The sequence below is a fragment of the Pandoraea oxalativorans genome, from assembly GCF_000972785.3.
GTDB lineage: Bacteria > Pseudomonadota > Gammaproteobacteria > Burkholderiales > Burkholderiaceae > Pandoraea > Pandoraea oxalativorans.
Genome location: NZ_CP011253.3, coordinates 4,776,584 through 4,792,179, shown reverse-complemented (window position 1 = coordinate 4,792,179; position 15,596 = coordinate 4,776,584). Strand labels below are relative to the sequence as shown.

Genomic DNA, 15,596 nt, shown 5'->3' with positions numbered 1-15,596 from the left:
TAGAGAAGAACCCGGCGGCCCGAAGCGGACCGCCGGGCTTTCATTCCGCTACGTGGACGACGGCATATTGGGTTGTGCGCCGATCCGCCAGCCTCACGCGTACTGCGAGAGGCCCAGTCCCAGCGACCAGTTTTCTTTCTCGACTTCGACGAGATTCACGAATACGTCCTCGGGGCGGATGCCGGGATTCTCGCTGAGCAGCTCGGCAATCCGCCGGAACAGCGCCTTCTTTTGTTCCTTCGTGCGGGTGTTGTTTGCAGTGATCTGGATGAACACGAGGTCGTCGCTTCGCGCCACGTCGAGATAAGTCGCCCCGTAGCGGAAGTTCGCTGCGTCATGCTCGGTCAACGCCATGAACTGGCCGTCTTCGGGAACCGTGAAGGTTTCCCGCAGCGCGCGATAAACGCCATCGAATATGGCTTGTCTGTAAGCCTCGGTCTTTCCCGTACGCATTGAAATGTGAGCGAGTGGCATCGTGAGTTTCCTCGGTGGTTGACCCGCTCCATAGTATCTATTCTGATAATCTATTCATTCTTATTTCAATGATAACAATTTGAAATGACTGAGCGTTCGCTTGATCTGGAGGCGGTTCGCGCCTTTATCCGTATTGTGGAGCTTGGCAGCTTCACGCGTGCTGCCGAGGCGTTGCGCACGACGCAGGCGGCGGTGAGCCTGAAGCTCAAACGGCTTGAAGACAGATTGGGTTTCCGGCTTGTTGAACGCACACCCCGGTATGTCGAGCTTTCGGCGCAGGGCGCCACCTTTCTCGACTACGCGCGCAAGCTCATCGATGCCCATGACCGTGCGGTCGCTGCGGTAGCGGGCGCGCGCCAACGTCTCACCATCGGCATCAGTGACCATGTCGCAGGGCCGGAACTGCCTGCGTTGATTGCCCGGATGAACGCACAGGACCCTCAGCTTCTGATCGAGATCAGAATCGGAACGTCGGCGGATCTGCTTCAGCGTTTCGACCGCAGAGAACTCGATACGGTGCTGGTACGCATGCATGTTGGCCGGACCGACGGGGAGGTCGTCACCGAAGAGAAGTTCGGCTGGTTCGCGACACCCGGTTGGCAGCACCGCACGGGGGAGCCGTTGCCGCTTGCCACGATGGCTGAGCCTTGCGGCGTACGCGCAGTCGCTGAGCAACTGCTCGACGAGGCGGGTATTCCCTGGACGGAGGTATTCGTTGGCGGAGGTGTGATGGCGGTGGCTGCTGCGGTGATGGCCGGGCTGGGGGTGGCGGCGCTGTCGCCGCGGATGGTGCCGTTTGGCGCGGTGGACGTCGGGCCCAGACTGTCGCTACCGGAGTTGCCGCGTCTGCCCATTGTGCTGCACACCCGCGTGAAGGACGGCCGGGCGCGCGGTGCGCTGGCCGAACTTGGAGCGGCCTTTCGGGGAGCCGTACGAAGCTGATCGAGCGGTGCGTGGCGCTTCGCGGGCAAAAAAAAAGGCCATGATTTCTCATGGCCTTTTCAAATTTGGTGGCGAATCAGGGACTCGAACCCCGGACCTGCGGATTATGATTCCGTCGCTCTAACCGACTGAGCTAATTCGCCGTAGGAAAAATAGTATATGGGGAAGGCTATAGCCTGTCAACAGCTATTTTGCGAAGGCTATGAAAATAGTTCGGGCGGCTTTCGTGGGCGGCGCATGACCCGGGGCCGACCCCATCCCACAAACGACAACGCCGGGACTCGAAAGCCCCGGCGTCGTTAAGACAGATCTACCTTCCGCCTGTCCGACAGGTTACCCCATCAGTCGTTGGCGTAGATGTCGACGTCCTTCGTCTCCTTGATGAAGAGCATGCCGATCACGAAGGTGATGAGCGCGATCACGATCGGGTACCAGAGGCCGGAGTAGATGTCGCCCTTAGCGGCCACGATGGCGAAGGCCGTGGCCGGGAGGAAGCCCCCGAACCAGCCGTTACCGATGTGATACGGCAACGACATCGACGTGTAGCGAATGCGTGTCGGGAACATTTCCACCAGCATCGCCGCAATCGGGCCGTACACCATCGTCACGAAGATCACCAGAATCGCCAGCAGGATCACGACCATCGGTTTGTTCATCTGCGCCGGGTCGGCCTTCGGCGGATAGCCGTCAGCCTTGAGCGTGGCCGACATCTCCGTCTCGAACGCCTTGGTCTTGTCCTTCGCGTCCGCTGCCTTGCCGTCGACCGACGAGATCACCTTGTCGCCAATCTTTACCGTGGCCAGCGTGCCTGCGGGTGCGGCTTGGTTCTGATAGTTCAGACCGGCGCGCGACAGGTAGCTCTTCGCGATATCGCACGAGCTGGTGAACTTCGACGTGCCCACCGGGTTGAACTGGAACGAGCATTCGTTCGGATCGGCGATGACCGTGATCGGCGAACGGGCGGTGGCGGCTTCAAGCGCCGGGTTGGCGTAGTGCGTGAGCGCCTTGAAGATCGGGAGGTACAGCAGCGCAGCCAGCAGGCAGCCCGCCATGATGATCGGCTTGCGACCGATCTTGTCCGACAGTGCGCCGAAGAACACGAAGAACGGGCTACCGATCAGCAGACCCAGCGCGACCATGATGTTCGCGGTGTTGCCGTCGACCTTAAGCACCTGGGTCATGAAGAACAGCGAGTAGAACTGGCCCGTGTACCACACGACGGCCTGACCCGCAGTCAAGCCGACCAGCGCCAGAATCACGATCTTCAGGTTCTTCCACTGACCGAACGATTCCTTCAGCGGTGCCTTCGATCCCTTACCTTCTGCCTTCATGCGCTGGAAGGCCGGCGATTCGCTCAGTTGCAGGCGAATCCACAGCGACACGAGCAGCAGCACGATCGACAGGATGAACGGAATGCGCCAGCCCCAGTCGCCGAACGCCTCTTCACCCATCGCCATACGGGTGCCGAGAATCACGAGCAGCGAGAGGAAGAGACCCAGCGTCGCGGTCGTCTGAATCCACGACGTGTAGAAGCCGCGACGGCCATGCGGTGCGTGCTCCGCAACGTACGTGGCAGCACCGCCGTATTCGCCGCCGAGAGCCAGGCCCTGCAGCAGACGCATGGCGATGAAGATCACCGGCGCGGCGATGCCCCAGGACGCATAGCCCGGCAGCAGACCGACGACCAGCGTCGACAGACCCATCAGCGTGATGGTGACGAGGAACGTGTATTTACGACCGACGAGGTCGCCGATGCGACCGAACACGATGGCGCCGAAAGGACGCACCGCGAAGCCCGCAGCAAACGACAGCAGTGTGAAGATGAAGGCCGCCGTCGGGTTGATCCCGGAGAAGAAGTGACGGCTGATGAACGCGGCCAGCGAACCGGCCAGATAAAAGTCATACCACTCGAACACCGTGCCCAGCGACGACGCGAAGATGACCTTGCGTTCTTCTTTGGTCATCGGCGCATGGGTGGTGGCTGCCGTTGTAGTAGCCATGCGGTTGTCTCCTGTAATGTAAGCACGCCCCTGGGACGCACCCGGGCCGTTGCAACTGATTATTGGAGGACAACCTTACCGCCGTCTGACGCCAAACTGACTCGAACCTTACGTGGCTAGGGACTTACCCTCGACTTTGGTCGAAAATTGGCCGTATTTAGCGGATTTACGTCACGCATGAGGGTTTTCGATAGGCACCTCGGCGAGCGGTAACGTCACTCGAATGAGTGTGCCGGTTGCTTCGGGGTGCTGTGCATCGACATGATCGAGCACGCTCACATCGCCACGATGAATCTGCACGATTTCGCGCACGATCGCGAGACCCAGTCCGCTGCCGTCGCTGTCGCTGCCGAGAATGCGATAGAAGCGCTCGAACACGCGCGGTCGCTCCGCCGCAGGAATGCCTGGCCCTGTGTCTTCGACTTCCAGGTGCACGAAGCCGTCGGACGCCTCGTGACGCAGCCGCACCGTCACCTTGCCGCCGGCCGGCGTGTAGCGGATCGCATTGTCGATCAGGTTGTTGAGCAACTCGCGCAACATTACCGGCTGCCCGGACAGATGCACCGGAAACGGCGGCTCCTCGAAGCCGAGGTCGATGCGTTTGGCGAAGGCTGCCTGAAACCAGTCCTGCATGGCGCTGCGCGCAAGCAGACTGAGGTTGAGCGGCGTGAAGGCGGCAGCGTCGTTCGCACTGTTTTCGGCGCGCGCAAGTGCGAGCAACTGATTGACGAGACGCGCGGCCTGTTCGGAGCTCATCGCGATTTGCGAGAGCGAGCGGCGCAGTTCGTCGGGAGATGTCTGACGTAACGCCAGTTCAGCTTGCATGCGCAGGCCTGCGAGCGGTGTCTTGAGCTGATGTGCAGCGTCTGCAATGAAGCGTTGCTGGAGTTTCATGTTCTGCTCAAGGCGTCCGAGCAGATCGTTCAGCGAATTGACGAGCGGCGCGATTTCCGGCGGTGCCTGTCGCGCTTCAAGTGGCGAAAGATCGTCGGGACGGCGCGCGCGAATGTGCTCCTGCAACGCATGCAGTGGCGCAAGACCGCGCGACAGTCCGAACCAGACGAGCACGATGGCCAGCGGCAGAATCACGAACTGCGGCAGGATCACGCCCTTGATGATTTCGTTAGCCAACTGGCTGCGTTTGTCGAGCGTCTCCGCGACCTGTACCAGCGCCATGCTGCCCGGTGGCTGCATGCGCGGCAGATCGACATAAGTGAACGCAACGCGAATGTCGTTGCCGCCTACGGTTTCGTCGCGAAACTGGACCACTCCGGGTTGCGGACGGTCGTCTTCATGAGGCAGCGGCAACTCTGCCGTACCGCCCACGAGTTCGCCCTTCGCGCCGAGCACCTGATAGTAGATGTTGTCGGTCGCGTCGGCGCGCAGCAGATCGCGCGCGGGCATGGGCAGCGCGAGCGTGACCTGGCCGCGATCCGAATGAACCTGCTGGGCGAGAACGTAAGTATTGGTCTCCAGCGCGCGGTCGAACGGGCCGTTGGCAATCGATTTCGCGACGAGATACGTCACCGCAATACTCATCGGCCAGAGCAGCAGCAACGGCGCGAGCATCCAGTCGAGGATCTCGCCGAAGAGCGAGCGCGGCGGCGGCTCGGCCTCGCGCTCCAAGGGCGCGCCGAAGCCCGGACGTACGAAGGGATCGGCGTAAGGGTCGAAGGGGTCGGCGACGTCTGCGGACAGGTGGCGCGGGTCGTCCTGATCGGCGTGGGACGCGTTGTCCGACGACGCAGGCGCGGCGCGATGGGGGTGACGAAAGCTCAGGCGCATCGGACGAGCCCGATCATGCTGCGTTGGCGGGGGCCGCTGCCGGCTTCTCCAGACAATATCCCAGCCCGCGGATCGTGGCGATGCGTACACCGCTCGGCTCGATCTTCTTGCGCAGCCGGTGCATGTACACCTCGATGGCGTTGTTGCTCACCTCCTCGCCCCATCCGCACAGATGGTCGACGAGCTGTTCCTTGGAGACGAGCCGTCCGGTGCGCAGCAGCAGCACTTCGAGCAATTCGAGTTCGCGCGCGGACAGATCGAGCATCTGCTCGTTGATATAGGCGGTGCGACCGACCTGATCGAAGCTCAGCGGTCCGTGGCGGATCACCGTCGAGCCGCCACCTGCGCCGCGGCGGGTCAGTGCCCGCACGCGCGCTTCGAGTTCGGCGAGGGCGAACGGCTTGGCCATGTAGTCGTCGGCACCGAGATCGAGGCCCTTCACGCGGGCGTCGACGCTGTCGGACGCGGTCAGGATCAGAACGGGCAGGTGGGAATTGCGGGCGCGCAGACGGCGCAGGACTTCGTGACCGGGAAGACGAGGTAGACCGAGGTCGAGAATCAGCAGGTCGAACGTCTGGGCGGACAGCGCGGAATCGGCTTCGAGCCCCGTTTTGACGTGATCGACGGCGTAGCCTCCCTGACGCAGCGAGCGGGTCAGGGCGTCGGCCAGAATGCTGTCATCCTCTGCGATGAGAATTCGCATGGGCGTGATAGGCTTGTGTAGGCACCAATGCCTGACGGCACGGGTGTGTCTCCTGTGATGTTGCGGCGCGTGGTTCGCGGCTTTTTTTGTCGTTTCGGCGCTTTCGGACAACAGGCACTTGCAAAGAGCACTGGTTTTTTATACAGTACCGGCAGTCACGCCTCACTCGAGCCGTCTCGCTCATCATATCAAAGGACGATTCATGGAAGAAAGCAAGAAAGGGTCTGCCAATCTGTCGGCCGAGAAAGGCAAGGCGCTCGCCGCCGCCCTCGCGCAGATCGAGAAGCAATTCGGCAAGGGCTCGATCATGCGTCTTGGCGACGGCGAGGTCGAAGCGGACATCCAGGTCGTCTCCACGGGCTCGCTGGGTCTGGACATCGCGCTGGGCGTCGGTGGTCTGCCGCGCGGCCGTGTGATCGAAATCTACGGCCCGGAATCGTCGGGTAAGACCACGCTCACGCTCCAAGTCGTGGCGGAAATGCAGAAGATCGGCGGCACCTGCGCGTTCATCGACGCAGAACACGCCCTCGACGTCGGTTACGCCAACAAGCTGGGCGTCTCGGTGCCGGAACTGCTGATCTCGCAGCCGGACACGGGCGAACAGGCCCTGGAAATCGCCGATGCGCTGGTGCGCTCGGGCTCGATCGACCTCATCATCATCGACTCGGTGGCGGCACTGGTGCCGAAGGCCGAAATCGAAGGCGAGATGGGCGATTCGCTGCCGGGTCTTCAGGCACGTCTGATGTCGCAGGCGCTGCGTAAGCTGACCGGTACGATCAAGCGCACGAACTGCACGGTGATCTTCATCAACCAGATTCGGATGAAGATCGGCGTCATGTTCGGTAACCCGGAAACGACGACGGGCGGTAATGCACTGAAGTTCTACTCGTCGGTGCGTCTGGACATCCGCCGTATCGGCTCGATCAAGAAGGGCGACGAGGTGGTCGGTAACGAAACCCGCGTCAAGGTCGTCAAGAACAAGGTGTCGCCGCCGTTCCGCGAAGCGATTTTCGACATTCTCTACGGTCAGGGTATCTCGCGCGAAGGCGAAATCATCGATCTGGGTGTCAACGCGAAGATCGTCGAGAAGGCCGGCGCCTGGTACAGCTACAACGGCGAGAAGATCGGTCAGGGCAAGGACAACGCGCGTGAATTCCTGCGCGAAAATCCGGAAATTGCCCACGAGATCGAGAACAAGGTACGTGCATCGCTGGGCGTGACGGCGATCAACGAAACCGGTGAGATCGAAGCAGAAGACGAAGCCTGATCGTTTGATTGGCGTCTGAGTTGTTGGAGCGGCAGCGCGAAGCCCTATGGTGTCGCGCTGCCGTTTTGCATTCTTGCTGCGCAAAGCAGCGCTACGATGAACTCATGATCAATCGACGTCCTCCCCGTGATCCGAATGCACCGCCGCCCCCACCGGGCGACGAGGCCGTCGCGGTCAAGCGGTCTCGCAAGCCGACGCTGAGTCTGAAAGGGCGCGCGCTATCCTATCTGGCACGTCGCGAATACAGCCGGGCGGAACTGCGTCGCAAGCTCACGCCTTACGCGGACGCCGAGGATCCCGAAGCGCTTGATCGTGTGCTCGACGCGCTTGAGCAGGAACGATGGCTGTCGAATGAGCGGTTCGCGGAAAGCGTGGTGAACCGGCGCGCCTCGCGTATGGGCACGACGCGTATCGTCGGTGAGCTCAAGCAGCATCAGGTCGACGCCGAAACCGTCGCCGCGATCTCCGAACAATTGCGGGAGACCGAACTCGCCCGCGCGCGGGCCGTCTGGCAAAAGAAGTTCGGCGAAGTCGCGGCAACGCCCGAAGCGCGCGCCAAGCAGATGCGTTTTCTGGCAGCACGTGGTTTCTCGCGTACCGTTATCAGCAAAATCGTGCGAGGTGCGGATGAGTTTTTGGACGACGTCTGACACCGATGCCATCACTTCGTTATGGATGCGTGCGCATTCATCGGCGAAGCGGTCGCCGTGTGAGACTTCACGCAACCCGCGTGAATGCTCGCGTGACACGACGATGAATCTCGTGTGACGCATGGCGTCTCGCTTATCGCGTTATGGCGTCGCACCATGCGCGCCTGTCACTCGGAATTTTGATAATCCGACCGATGGGTCGGGTAATTCCGCCTTATGCGACGGGCTTCTGCTGCGCTGCGGCAGACGGCGCTGTCGCCTATGCTAGAATCAAGATCTTTCTGCGTTCATGCATTGCACACTTCCGCATGCCGCTCTCCGCGCCTGCCCCTCGTACCTTGCGTCACCGTCGCACGATCGCTGTTGAAGCGTTTTCGCGCGAGGATGGCCTATGGGACATCGAAGCCCGACTCACCGATCACAAGGATCGGGATTTTGCATTGGCAACGGGCCTTCGCAAGGAGGGTACGCCGATCCACGAGCTATGGCTGCGGTTGACGATCGATGAGGATTTCGAAGTGCATGACGCCGAGGCCGTCTCCGATTGGGTGCCTTATCCCGGTATTTGCGATCAGATCGGCCCCGAATATCGTCAATTGATCGGTCTTAACCTGCGGCACGGCTTCCGGCGCGGGGTTCGCGAGCGCCTCGGCGGCGCGGCGGGCTGTACCCATCTCACAGAACTTTGCAGTGTCCTGCCGACGGCAGCGATTCAGGCGTTTGCCGGCGTGGTGATTGATACCCCCGACACGGCAGCGGCCACGGATGTCGATAATTCGGCACCTCCTTTCCAACTCGGACATTGTCACGCCCTGCGGTTTGATGGCGAGGCGGTGCGCCGGTTTTACCCGCGCTGGTTCAACGGCCGCGCAAACGATCGAGCGAACGAGCCCACGACGCCCGTCACATCAGAAGCGGTGCGCGATGAGGCCTCGACTCGCAAGCTCGAACCCAAACTTCCAACTCAGCAAGAAGGGAATCACGCATGAAGATTCATGAGTATCAAGGCAAGGAAATCCTCCGGAAATTCGGAGTCGCGGTGCCCCGCGGCATTCCGGCGTTTTCCGTGGACGAGGCCGTGAAGGCAGCCGAAGAACTCGGCGGTCCGGTTTGGGTGGTCAAGGCCCAGATTCACGCAGGCGGTCGCGGCAAGGGCGGCGGCGTGAAGGTTGCCAAGACGATCGAGCAAGTGCGTGAATACGCCAGCCAGATCCTCGGCATGCAACTGGTCACGCACCAGACCGGTCCGGAAGGTCAGAAGGTCAATCGCCTGCTGATCGAAGAAGGCGCCGACATCAACAACGAACTGTACGTCAGCCTGGTGGTTGACCGCGTCACGCAGAAGATCGTGATGATGGGTTCGAGCGAAGGCGGCATGGACATCGAAGAAGTCGCCGAAAAGCACCCGGAACTGATCCATCACGTTGTGATCGATCCGTCGGTTGGCCTGACGGACGCGCAAGCCGACGACTTCGCCAAGAAGATCAGCGTGCCGGAAGGTTCGGTGCCGCAAGCGCGCACGATCCTGCAAGGTCTGTACAAGGCCTTCTGGGAAACGGACGCTTCGCTGGCCGAAATCAACCCGCTGAACGTGAGCAAGAACGGCACCGTCACGGCACTGGACGCCAAGTTCAACTTCGACTCGAACGCCCTGTATCGTCATCCGGAAATCGTCGCTTACCGCGATCTGGACGAAGAAGATCCGGCTGAAGTCGAAGCCTCGAAGTTCGATCTGGCCTACATCTCGCTCGACGGCAACATCGGCTGCCTGGTGAACGGCGCCGGTCTGGCCATGGCCACGATGGACACCATCAAGCTGTTCGGCGGCGAGCCGGCCAACTTCCTGGACGTGGGCGGTGGCGCCACGGCAGAGAAGGTGACCGAAGCGTTCAAGATCATGCTGAAGAACCCGAACCTGACGGCCATTCTGGTCAACATCTTCGGTGGCATCATGCGCTGCGACGTGATCGCCGAAGGCGTGATCACGGCGTCGAAGGCTGTGTCGCTCAAGGTGCCGCTCGTCGTGCGCATGAAGGGCACGAACGAAGACCTGGGCAAGAAGATGCTCGCCGAATCCGGTCTGCCGATCATCTCTGCGGACAGCATGGAAGAAGCTGCCCAGAAGGTTGTCGCGGCTGCCGCAGGCAAGTAACCAGAACAGTCGAAGCCATTGCGGCGTGCCGCTCCCGAAAGGCTGAGCGCACACCGTCAGGCAACAGGACGAAGGAAATCAAGCAATGTCGATTCTGATCAACAAAGATACCAAGGTCATCACCCAAGGTATTACTGGCAAGACCGGCCAGTTCCACACCCGTATGTGCCGCGAATACGCGAACGGCAAGAACGCGTTCGTCGCTGGCGTGAACCCGAAGAAGGCTGGCGAAGACTTCGAAGGCATTCCGATCTACGGTTCGGTCAAGGACGCCAAGGAGCAGACCGGCGCGACCGTGTCGGTGATCTACGTGCCGCCCGCAGGCGCTGCTGCCGCCATCTGGGAAGCCGTCGAAGCCGACCTGGATCTGGCGATCTGTATCACGGAAGGCATTCCGGTGCGTGACATGATCGAAGTGAAGGACCGTATGCGTCGCGAAGGTCGCAAGACCCTGCTGCTCGGACCGAACTGCCCGGGCGTGATCACGCCGGACGAACTGAAGATCGGCATCATGCCGGGTCACATCCACAAGAAGGGTCGCATCGGCGTGGTCTCGCGCTCGGGCACCCTGACGTACGAAGCTGTGGGCCAGCTGACCGCTCTGGGTCTGGGCCAGTCGAGCGCCGTCGGTATCGGTGGCGACCCGATCAACGGTCTGAAGCACATCGACGTCATGCAAATGTTCAACGACGATCCGGAAACGGACGCCGTGATCATGATCGGTGAAATCGGTGGTCCGGACGAAGCCGCTGCCGCTGAGTGGATCAAGGGCAACATGAAGAAGCCGGTCGTCGGCTTCATCGCAGGCGTTACGGCGCCCCCGGGCAAGCGCATGGGCCACGCCGGCGCGCTGATCTCGGGCGGTGCCGATACGGCCGAAGCCAAGCTGGCCATCATGGATGCCTGCGGCATCAAGGTGACCCGCAACCCGTCGGAAATGGGCCGTCTGCTCAAGGCAGCGCTGTAATTCCCGCCGGACGACCCAGTCGTTGCCGTCGCCGGAACCGGCGGCGGCGCGTCGGGTCTTGAAAGAGGGAGCCCGGAACATCGGGCTCCCTCTTTTGTCTTTGTGCCGTGATTGGCATCATCCGTCTGACTGGTTTCAAACGTTCCCCGAGGATTTCCGCGCATGCTTGCGTTTTTTGCCGAGCTGAACTGGGCCGCCGTGCTGCAGATCATCATGATCGACATCCTGCTGGGTGGCGACAACGCTGTGGTGATCGCGCTCGCGTGCCGCAATCTGCCGGCCAAGCAACGCCTGCAAGGCATTGTCTGGGGCACGATCGGGGCAATCGTCCTGCGTGTGATTCTGATTGCGTTTGCCGTGACGCTACTCGCCGTGCCTTATCTGAAGGCCATTGGCGGGTTGCTGCTGCTCTGGATCGGTACCAAGCTGCTGGTGCCCGACCATGATGCGCACGACAGCGTCAAACCCGCCGACAAGCTCTGGACGGCGGTCAAGACCATCATCGTGGCCGATCTGGTGATGAGCATCGATAACGTGATCGCCATTGCCGGGGCTGCGGAAGGCGCGGCGGACCATCATCAATTGCCGCTGGTCATCTTCGGTCTGCTCGTGAGCATTCCGCTCATCGTCTGGGGCTCGCAACTGGTGCTCAAGGCGCTCGATCGGTTCCCGGTCATCGTGATGGCCGGGGCGGCGTTGCTCGGATGGATCGCCGGCGGTCTGATCGTCTCGGACCCGGGCATCGGTCATCTGCTGCACCTGCCAGGTGATGCGGCGAAATACACGCATTATGTGGCGTCGGCCATCGGTGCGCTATTCGTGCTGATCGTGGGGCTGGTGCTCAAGCGGCGCAGCGAGGCACGTCAGATGCGTGCAACCTCTTCGAAATAATCAGGTCCATTGCCGGGACTGAGGGGCTCGGCCGGGGCTTTCCCATGGTCGATGAATGACCGGTCGGTGTCCGATGCGTGAGCGACCGACGCACGACCGGGCGGTCTCTACGGGTGAATCTTCCGGCTTAGCATCGGACGATTCCGGGGACCCATCAGGCACGCGCCGATTTTGATCTGCGGCAGGGCATTCGCGTAAGGGGCTATGTCATACTCCGCCCACTTCCCCCCGATGTCCCTTTTGTTTTCATTGCTTTTGCAGGGAGTTACACAATGCGTCGTTTCGGCCACCGGACTACCGGTCTCGCCAAATCCCGGGGTTTCACCCTGATCGAACTGATGATCGTGCTGGCGATCATCGGCGTACTGGTTACGGCAGGGGTTCCGTATCTGCAAAATTATCTCGTGCGCGCACGTGTCGTCGAAGGATTGGGCGCTGCGGCGTCCGCCAAGGCGCTCGTGAGCGAGAACGCCATGCACGGCGCGCCGTTCAACAGCGGCTGGCAGGCGCCGAGCCCGACGGACAACGTGAGCGGCGTGAGTATCGATTCGGTGAGCGGCAACGTCACGGTGGCTTACACGCAACGCGCGGGTGACGGCGCGATCGTTCTCGTGCCGACGAGCGCTGGTGCATCGGGCACCCCTGCTGCACTCTCCGTCGGCAAGGCGCCGGAGGGGCAGATCGTCTGGACGTGCTACGCGCAGGGCCGCGAAGGCGCGCCGGGCGGCGCGACGCTACCGGGCAAGCTGGCACCGCCCGAGTGCCGTGGCGAAACGGCGGCCAAGTCGGGCTGAGTCGGGCTGAGTCGGGCTGAGTCGGCGTGGTGCACGCCGAATGACGCGGTGTTGCATTAGGCAATACGACGTCCGGCGACGCGCCCACGATAGATTCGACGACGGCTTCATGACGCGCGTCAGGCATGAAATGGCTGCCCTCGGGTGGCCATTTTTTCGTTATGCTTGCGCATCTTCCAACCGGTGCATTGCACGGCGGCGATCTTGTTTCCTCCTCTGCTTCTATCGATAATCGGGCTCACGCTGGCCCTGATCTGGGCGCTGCCCTACAACCTTGTCAAACACACGTATCCGATCTCGACGTTCTATTCGGAAGCGCTGACCTTTTGTCTTTTCGCACTGCTAGGCGCATTGTCGATGGTGGCGGTCTGGCAGCGTGACGGACGTGCGCTGCGCATGCCGCGTGTCACGTGGATGCCGCTGGCGTTTATCGCCGTCATCCTCGTGCAGCGCGCCATGATGCCGACCGAGTTACCGCAACTGATGATGACGGCGTTGCTGTATGGGGTCGCGATGATCGTCGCCGTGAACACCGGGTACTGGCTGGCGCAGTTGGGGTGGCGCGGTGCCCTCATGCGCTGGAGCGCGGTGGCCCTCACGCTTGGCGGGTTGTACGCCGTGGGCGCCCAGATCGTGCAAGCGTTTCATCTCGAAGCGAATGTGCCGTGGCTCGTGGCGAAGTACACGGTCACCGCGGCACGCCGTCTGTTCGGCAACATGTATCAGCCGAATCATCTGGCGACGTATCTGTCGATGGCGAGCGCAGCCGCGTTCTATCTTTGGTATCAGCGAAAGCTGCCCGCCTGGACGTTGCTGCTGATCCTGGCCATTTTCGACATTGGCATCTGTCTGACGGGCTCGCGCGCGCCTTGGCTGCAACTGGCGTTGCTGTGTGCGTTCGGGCTGTGGCTCGTGTGGGTGGAGCGTGTGGACGAAACGCGCAATATGCGTCGTTCGATGCGCTGGTTTGTACCCGCCGCCATTCTGCCGGTGCTGGGGCTGATGACGATGGTCGTTGGCTGGGCGAATGTGAATTGGGGGCTGCAACTCGACGGGAGTGCCGTTGCGCGCATGCAGCAGGCGGGGCAGGTGGCCGGGCGACTGAATCTTTGGCAGTACGGACTGGCGATCTTCCGGGAGCACTGGTTCTTCGGAGCAGGCTGGTCGAATTACATCGATGCACAGTTCGCGCTGGTCGACAGGCTGGGACCGGTCGAAATGGCAGACAACGCGCATAACGTCTTGCTCGACCTGCTGGCGAAGACTGGCATCGTCGGCACGCTGGCGGTGTTGTTGCCGCTCGCGTTCTGGTTTGCGCGTGCGGTGCGTGGCCTGAAGTCGGCACCGATTGCGTTTGCGTTCATCTTGCTCGGTATGCTCGCGATGCATGCGATGCTGGAGTATCCGCAGCACTATGCATTCTTCCTGCTGCCCGGGTTGTTCCTGCTCGGCTTCTGCGAGACGAAGCCGATCGATAGCGTGTCGCCGACGGCGACCGGAGCCATCAATGGTGTGATCGTGCTGTTCGCGTGCGTGGCGATTCCGTGGCTGTATCACGACTACCAGCGCGTCGAGGTGGCGTATCGCGCAGGCAAGATCGAGACGTATCGCACCGATCCGGCGCTGTTCTTCGCCCCCTATGGGGATTACGCCGTGACTGGCGCGTTGTACCTCAGTCGCGATCAGCTCGACGAGAAACTGGCCGCCCATCGTGAAGCGCTGGCGCTGGGCGCCGGGCCGACGATGATCAAACGCTACATCGTGTTGCTGGCGCTCGCCGGGCGCGACGACGAGGCGCTGCAGGACATCCAGCGTCTGAAGAACTACAACACACTGATCTTCGAGGGACAGTACGCCTCGCTGGTGCGCATGTTGCGCGCGCAGGGAGACGACCTGAAGCCGTTCGTCAAACGTGTCATCGATGCCTGGGGACGGCCGAAGGGCGAGTCCGATCAGGACGCGATGGTGATGCCGACCGACGGGACGAACCGTTCGTCTTAAGCCTTCGTCGCCCCGTCGCCTACCGGCGGGGCTTAAGCCTATACGCCGCTATCGTCCTGCTCGGTTTCTTCGGTGCGCGCCCAGAAGAAGCGGTCGGGGAAGTGACGCCCCATGCCGGGGCGGAACGCATTTTCGAGCACCTGTTGCAGATACTCCTGCGCTTCGCGCACGGCCTCGGGCACGGCGAGTCCGTTGGCGAGCATGGCGGTGACGGCGGCGGCGAGCGTGTCGATCGCACCGGCGACGTTGTGGGCCGGACGGTCCCAGGCGTCTTCGCGGACGACACCGCCATCGCTGTAGAGCGTATGAGTGAACTGCGGGGCGTTGCCGTCGCTGATCAGCACGAACTCGCAGCCGTTTTCCAGCAGGATCGAGACGGCTTCGTCGAGGGCCAGATTTTCGTTCTCCGTGATCGTCTGAGCCAACGCAACAGCGCTCTGCGGACTCACGACCAGCACGCTTGCTTGGGGCACGAGCAGGCTGGCGGTGGCTTCTCGCAATTCGTCGGTCGAGAGCAGGTGTTCGCCCGCCAGCCCGAAGTCCGGCGCAACGACGAGAGGTGTTTCGTCATAGTCCGCCACGATCTCGGCGATGGCGGCGACGTTATCGGCGTTGACTGCGCTGCCGACCTTGAAGGCGGCGACCGGCATGTCTTCGAGCAACATGCGGGCCTGATCGCCGATCCAGTCGGGATCGATGGGTTGCACGTCGTCGCACGAACGCGAGTCCTGTGAGGAGTAGCCGGTGAGCACCGACACGCCGTAGCCGCCCATGCTGGCGAAAGTGAGCAGGTCGGCCTGCACGCCGGTGGCCGAAGTGGGGTCGGAAAGCCCGAAGGTCAGGAGAATGGGTGGGGATTCAGTGTGCATGGAGGCAGGATAGACGGCGATCTGGTCAGGCTTTGGGTTCGTTGGTACCATCACGCCTTAAATGCCCGTTTCGGAGCGCTCGAAAGCGCCGTGGGCAGCGC

At 61.9% G+C, this 15,596-nt stretch carries 14 protein-coding genes and 1 tRNA gene; 9 read left to right on the top strand and 6 right to left on the bottom strand.

The window, feature by feature from the left end; genetic code table 11:
• Window positions 1-93 precede the first annotated feature (93 nt).
• Entirely contained in the window at window positions 94-474 is a 381-nt protein-coding gene (locus MB84_RS21115; RefSeq protein ID WP_046289771.1) for a tautomerase family protein, read from the bottom strand.
• A gap of 84 nt (window positions 475-558) precedes the next feature.
• On the opposite strand from MB84_RS21115, the gene MB84_RS21110 reads away from it, so the two are divergent.
• Window positions 559-1,416: a LysR family transcriptional regulator gene (locus MB84_RS21110; protein ID WP_046289770.1), complete on the top strand. Its 858-nt coding sequence runs from the start codon at window positions 559-561 to the stop codon at window positions 1,414-1,416.
• Window positions 1,417-1,482: 66 nt separating this feature from the next.
• Here MB84_RS21110 and MB84_RS21105 read toward each other — a convergent pair.
• The 4 genes from MB84_RS21105 to MB84_RS21090 all read right to left on the bottom strand — a co-directional run bounded on the left by MB84_RS21105 (window position 1,483) and on the right by MB84_RS21090 (window position 5,904).
• A tRNA-Met gene (locus MB84_RS21105) sits at window positions 1,483-1,559 on the bottom strand.
• Window positions 1,560-1,757: 198 nt separating this feature from the next.
• Window positions 1,758-3,416: an MFS transporter gene (locus tag MB84_RS21100; RefSeq protein ID WP_046289769.1), complete on the bottom strand. Its 1,659-nt coding sequence runs from the start codon at window positions 3,414-3,416 to the stop codon at window positions 1,758-1,760.
• Window positions 3,417-3,587: 171 nt separating this feature from the next.
• Window positions 3,588-5,201, bottom strand: coding sequence for a sensor histidine kinase (locus tag MB84_RS21095; protein ID WP_157122805.1), 1,614 nt, complete (start codon window positions 5,199-5,201; stop codon window positions 3,588-3,590).
• Window positions 5,202-5,214: 13 nt separating this feature from the next.
• Window positions 5,215-5,904 carry a response regulator transcription factor gene (locus tag MB84_RS21090; protein WP_039393077.1) on the bottom strand — a complete coding sequence of 230 codons (690 nt, stop codon included), beginning with the start codon at window positions 5,902-5,904 and terminating at the stop codon, window positions 5,215-5,217.
• A 202-nt stretch (window positions 5,905-6,106) separates the two neighbouring features.
• On the opposite strand from MB84_RS21090, the gene recA reads away from it, so the two are divergent.
• The 8 genes from recA (at window position 6,107) to MB84_RS21050 (ending at window position 14,626) form a co-directional block, all read left to right on the top strand.
• Window positions 6,107-7,171, top strand: coding sequence for a recombinase RecA (gene recA, locus MB84_RS21085; protein WP_046289768.1), 1,065 nt, complete (start codon window positions 6,107-6,109; stop codon window positions 7,169-7,171).
• Window positions 7,172-7,275: 104 nt separating this feature from the next.
• Window positions 7,276-7,821, top strand: a complete 546-nt coding sequence (gene recX, locus MB84_RS21080) for a recombination regulator RecX (RefSeq protein WP_046289767.1) — start codon at window positions 7,276-7,278, stop codon at window positions 7,819-7,821.
• A 308-nt stretch (window positions 7,822-8,129) separates the two neighbouring features.
• The gene (locus MB84_RS21075; RefSeq protein WP_046293103.1) at window positions 8,130-8,810 is read left to right on the top strand and encodes a DUF2889 domain-containing protein; all 681 of its coding nucleotides are present in this window, start codon (window positions 8,130-8,132) and stop codon (window positions 8,808-8,810) included.
• Window positions 8,807-9,973 (top strand): ADP-forming succinate--CoA ligase subunit beta, encoded by a 1,167-nt coding sequence (sucC, locus tag MB84_RS21070; RefSeq protein WP_046289766.1) that lies wholly within the window; start codon window positions 8,807-8,809, stop codon window positions 9,971-9,973. The genes MB84_RS21075 and sucC overlap by 4 nt, the downstream gene beginning before the upstream one ends.
• A gap of 85 nt (window positions 9,974-10,058) precedes the next feature.
• Window positions 10,059-10,940: a succinate--CoA ligase subunit alpha gene (gene sucD / locus MB84_RS21065; protein ID WP_039393073.1), complete on the top strand. Its 882-nt coding sequence runs from the start codon at window positions 10,059-10,061 to the stop codon at window positions 10,938-10,940.
• A gap of 162 nt (window positions 10,941-11,102) precedes the next feature.
• Window positions 11,103-11,831: a TerC family protein gene (locus MB84_RS21060; protein ID WP_046289765.1), complete on the top strand. Its 729-nt coding sequence runs from the start codon at window positions 11,103-11,105 to the stop codon at window positions 11,829-11,831.
• 272 nt (window positions 11,832-12,103) lie between these two features.
• Window positions 12,104-12,625 carry a pilin gene (locus MB84_RS21055; protein WP_046289764.1) on the top strand — a complete coding sequence of 174 codons (522 nt, stop codon included), beginning with the start codon at window positions 12,104-12,106 and terminating at the stop codon, window positions 12,623-12,625.
• Between the two features lie 204 nt (window positions 12,626-12,829).
• Complete coding sequence (locus tag MB84_RS21050; RefSeq protein ID WP_157122804.1) at window positions 12,830-14,626, top strand: Wzy polymerase domain-containing protein; 1,797 nt, start codon at window positions 12,830-12,832, stop codon at window positions 14,624-14,626.
• Window positions 14,627-14,664: 38 nt separating this feature from the next.
• Here MB84_RS21050 and thiD read toward each other — a convergent pair whose 3' ends face one another.
• Window positions 14,665-15,495 carry a bifunctional hydroxymethylpyrimidine kinase/phosphomethylpyrimidine kinase gene (gene thiD, locus MB84_RS21045; RefSeq protein WP_046293101.1) on the bottom strand — a complete coding sequence of 277 codons (831 nt, stop codon included), beginning with the start codon at window positions 15,493-15,495 and terminating at the stop codon, window positions 14,665-14,667.
• Window positions 15,496-15,596: the final 101 nt, after the last annotated feature.

Coding starts and splice junctions, on each gene's coding strand:
- MB84_RS21115 (WP_046289771.1), bottom strand. CDS start 474: ATGCCACTCGCTCACATTTCAATGCGTACGGGAAAGACCGAGGCTTAC.
- MB84_RS21110 (WP_046289770.1), top strand. CDS start 559: ATGACTGAGCGTTCGCTTGATCTGGAGGCGGTTCGCGCCTTTATCCGT.
- MB84_RS21100 (WP_046289769.1), bottom strand. CDS start 3,416: ATGGCTACTACAACGGCAGCCACCACCCATGCGCCGATGACCAAAGAA.
- MB84_RS21095 (WP_157122805.1), bottom strand. CDS start 5,201: ATGCGCCTGAGCTTTCGTCACCCCCATCGCGCCGCGCCTGCGTCGTCG.
- MB84_RS21090 (WP_039393077.1), bottom strand. CDS start 5,904: ATGCGAATTCTCATCGCAGAGGATGACAGCATTCTGGCCGACGCCCTG.
- recA (WP_046289768.1), top strand. CDS start 6,107: ATGGAAGAAAGCAAGAAAGGGTCTGCCAATCTGTCGGCCGAGAAAGGC.
- recX (WP_046289767.1), top strand. CDS start 7,276: ATGATCAATCGACGTCCTCCCCGTGATCCGAATGCACCGCCGCCCCCA.
- MB84_RS21075 (WP_046293103.1), top strand. CDS start 8,130: ATGCCGCTCTCCGCGCCTGCCCCTCGTACCTTGCGTCACCGTCGCACG.
- sucC (WP_046289766.1), top strand. CDS start 8,807: ATGAAGATTCATGAGTATCAAGGCAAGGAAATCCTCCGGAAATTCGGA.
- sucD (WP_039393073.1), top strand. CDS start 10,059: ATGTCGATTCTGATCAACAAAGATACCAAGGTCATCACCCAAGGTATT.
- MB84_RS21060 (WP_046289765.1), top strand. CDS start 11,103: ATGCTTGCGTTTTTTGCCGAGCTGAACTGGGCCGCCGTGCTGCAGATC.
- MB84_RS21055 (WP_046289764.1), top strand. CDS start 12,104: ATGCGTCGTTTCGGCCACCGGACTACCGGTCTCGCCAAATCCCGGGGT.
- thiD (WP_046293101.1), bottom strand. CDS start 15,495: ATGCACACTGAATCCCCACCCATTCTCCTGACCTTCGGGCTTTCCGAC.